This window comes from Micromonospora sp. S-DT3-3-22 (assembly GCF_015354745.1).
Taxonomy (GTDB): Bacteria; Actinomycetota; Actinomycetes; order Mycobacteriales; family Micromonosporaceae; genus Micromonospora; species Micromonospora wenchangensis.
This window is the reverse complement of record NZ_JACGMO010000246.1, coordinates 1-3,273: the sequence shown is the minus strand read 5'-3', so window position 1 is coordinate 3,273 and position 3,273 is coordinate 1. Positions and strand designations below refer to the sequence as shown.

Below are 3,273 nucleotides of genomic sequence, written 5' to 3'. Positions count from 1 at the left end.
CGCCGGGCGTCGGGCGGTCCGGGTCCGCCGCCGTACCGGCCGGGCCGGCCGCCGTCCGCCCGGCCGGTGCGTCGCCGGAACCGGTGGCCGCGTCGCCGACACCGCGCTTCGTGCCCGACTGGGACCGCTACCGCGACGTCGACGGTGCCGCCGACCGGCACCCGTCCCGGCCCGACCACCGTGCCGGCGTCGGTCCGGCGGCGGGGAGCCCGGTGGCGGACGGACACCGGCCGACGGCGGGCCCGCCTACCGCCCGGGAGCGGTCCGGGCCGCCCGGTGTCGCCGTCCCGGTCGGCGCGTCGGTGCCCCGCCGCACCCTGCCCGGCCGGCTCGGCGACCACCCGGACGGCTCCTTCCTCGACCGGCGCATCGACGCGCTGTCGGTGGACGACCGGGTGGTCATCGCCCAGGACGACTACTTCTACGAGCCGGTCATCGAGGACTCCAAGGGCGCCTGGATCAAGTTCGACGGCCGCTGGTTCCTCAACTTCGCGTCGTACAGCTATCTCGGGCTGATCGGCCACGACTACATCAACCACCAGGCGCAGCGGGCCCTGGAGCGGCACGGCACCGGCGCGCACGGCGTACGGCTGCTCGCCGGCACCCTGCACCTGCACCGCGAGCTGGAGTTGGGCATCGCCCGGTTCCTCGGGGCCGAGGACGCCATCGTCTACACCAGCGGCTACATGGCCAACGTGGCGACGATCGGCGCGCTGGTCGGGCCGGGCGACGTGGTGATCGGCGACGTCTACAACCACGCGAGCATCCTGGACGGCTACCGGCTGTCCGGCGCGACCGTGATCACCTACGCGCACAACGACCTGACCGACCTGGAACGCGCCCTGCGCCGGGCGGGCGACGCCGGGAAGCTGGTGGTCACCGACGCGGTCTTCAGCATGGACGGCGACATCGCCGACCTGCCCGGCATCCTGGCGCTGTGCGAGCGCTACGACGCGCCGCTGATGGTCGACGAGGCGCACAGCCTCGGCGTGCTGGGCGCCACCGGCCGGGGCATCACCGAACACTTCGGCATCGATCCGGCCCGGGTGGCGGTCAAGATGGGCACGCTGTCCAAGACGGTGCCCAGCACCGGCGGCTACGTGGCCGGCTCCAGCGACCTGGTCTTCGCCCTGAAGAACAACGCCCGGGGCTGGATGTTCTCCGCCGCCGGTACCCCGATGCAGGTGGCCGCCGCGCGGGCCGCGGTGGAGGTGATGGAGGCGGCTCCGCAGCTCACCGGGGAACTGCGGGCGCTCACCGACCGGTACCGGGCGACGCTGCGCGGCCTCGGCTTCGACACCCTGGCCAGCGAGACGCCGGTGGTGCCGATCATCTGCGCCAGCGCCGGGCAGGCCCAGGAGATGGCCCGGCTCTGCCAGGCCGACGGCATCTTCGTCCAGCCCATCGTCTATCCCACCGTGCCCAAGGCGCTGCCCCGGCTGCGCACCATCGTCAACCTCAGCCACTGCGCCGACGACCTCGACCATGCCGTCGCCGTCTTCACCCGGGCCGGCCGGCAGGTCGGGCTCATCCCCTGAGAACCGCCGGCGCGCTCCGACCGAGACCCACCCGTGCTGCCGGCCGCCCGACCGGGCGGCCGGCGGAGGAACCCCGTCGAGAGGAGAACGCAGTGAGTGACATCGACAGCAGGGCCTTCTTCGGTGCCGTCCTGAAGGCCGTCGCCTGCACCCGCAACCACAACACCGACGAGACCGGTTACGCCGAGGGCGTCCTGACGCCCACCGCCCGCATCCGGGAGTTCGAGAAGGAACTCGGCGACCGGGCGCTCACCCGGGCCGAGGCCGAGCAGGTGCTGGGCTGGCTGGACGCCACGTTCCGGGCCAAGCTCACCCCCGCCGAGGAGCGGGAGCACTACCACCGCTACATCGCCGAGGTGTCCGGGGTGACCCGGGCACCGGCCACCGTCGCCGCCTGACCGGCGGCGTCCGGTCCGGGGCGCGCCACCGACCCGGTCCCGTCGGTGGCGCGCCCCGGCCACCCGCCCCTGCCCGATCGTCGAGCGCCGAGGACGTCGCACATGTCGAAGCTCGCCTGGTACAGCCACGAGATCTGCTTCTGGCACGACCCCGGACCGGGATCGGGCTACCTGCCGGTCGGTCCGGGCATCGAACCCCTGCGCCAGCACGCCGTCGACCCGGACCTGCGGCGGGCCGAGGGACTGGTCCGGCTGGCCGGGGTGCTGGACCACTACACCCGGGTCACCCCCGAGCCGGCCAGCGACGACGACCTGCTGCTGGTGCACGTGCCGGAGCACCTCGGCCGGGTCGAGGCGGCCTCCGCGCTCGGCGCGGGCGACGCCGGGGTGTACGCGTACGTCAACCACCACAGCGCCCAGGCCGCCCGGGTGGCGGCGGGGGCCTGCGTGCAGGCGGCCACCGCCGTGCTCGACGGGCGCTTCGACCGGGCGTACTGCCTGGTCCGGCCGCCCGGACACCACGCCGAGCCGGACCGGGCGATGGCACTGTGCCTCTACAACAACGTGGCGATCGCCGCGCGGGCGGCGCAGCGGCACGGGGTACGCCGGGTGCTGGTGCTCGACTGGGACGTGCACCACGGCAACGGCATCCAGCGCACCTTCTACGAGGACCCGGACGTGCTCTACGTCTCGATCCACCAGGAGGGGCTGTTCCCGCCCGCGTCGGGGCTGGTCACCGAGACGGGGGCCGGGGCCGGCGCGGGCCGCACCCTCAACGTGCCGCTGCCGGCCGGGTCGGGGCACGAGGCGTACCTGGCGGCGCTGTCCCGGCTGGTCGTGCCGGCGGCGCGTGCCTTCCGCCCGGAGCTGATCCTCGTCGCGGCCGGTGTCGACGCGAGCGGCCACGACCCGATGGGTCGGATGATGTGCACCAGCCGGACCTTCCACGCGCTGACCGAGGGCATGTGCGCGTTGGCCGACGACCTCACCGGCGGACGGATCGTCTTCGTCCACGAGGGCGGCTACTCGGCCTGGTACCAGCCGACGCTGGTGCTGGCCATCGCGTCGGCGATCGCCGGGCTGCCGGCGCCGCCCGATCCCTTCCTGCACTCGTTGGAGCACCTTCCCGGGCAACGGCTGCGACCGCAGCAGAGCCGCGTGGTCGAGCACCTCGAAGCCCACCACCCGATGCTGACATGAGGAGGGCGGAGCCGATGAACGGCTGGTTGATGCGGGTGGGCGCGGGCCTGCGGCACCCGGTCGACGGCGGGTCCCGTCCCGCCGGCCCGGCGCGCGGCGGGCCGTGGGCGCGGCTGATCGCGTTGCCGCACGCCGGG

The 3,273-nt window shown here is 74.4% G+C and carries 3 protein-coding genes; all 3 read left to right on the top strand.

Translation table 11 applies throughout. The annotated features are described in order from the left end of the window. A partial coding sequence (locus tag H1A17_RS33795; protein ID WP_194823787.1) for a pyridoxal phosphate-dependent aminotransferase family protein occupies positions 1 to 1,538 on the top strand: 1,538 nt, incomplete at its 5' end. A gap of 92 nt (positions 1,539 to 1,630) precedes the next feature. Next, positions 1,631 to 1,936, top strand: coding sequence for a hypothetical protein (locus H1A17_RS33790; protein WP_088647687.1), 306 nt, complete (start codon positions 1,631 to 1,633; stop codon positions 1,934 to 1,936). Between the two features lie 102 nt (positions 1,937 to 2,038). Next, the gene (locus tag H1A17_RS33785) at positions 2,039 to 3,136 is read left to right on the top strand and encodes a class II histone deacetylase (protein ID WP_145920442.1); all 1,098 of its coding nucleotides are present in this window, start codon (positions 2,039 to 2,041) and stop codon (positions 3,134 to 3,136) included. Positions 3,137 to 3,273: the final 137 nt, after the last annotated feature.

Coding starts and splice junctions, on each gene's coding strand:
- H1A17_RS33785 (WP_145920442.1), top strand. CDS start 2,039: ATGTCGAAGCTCGCCTGGTACAGCCACGAGATCTGCTTCTGGCACGAC.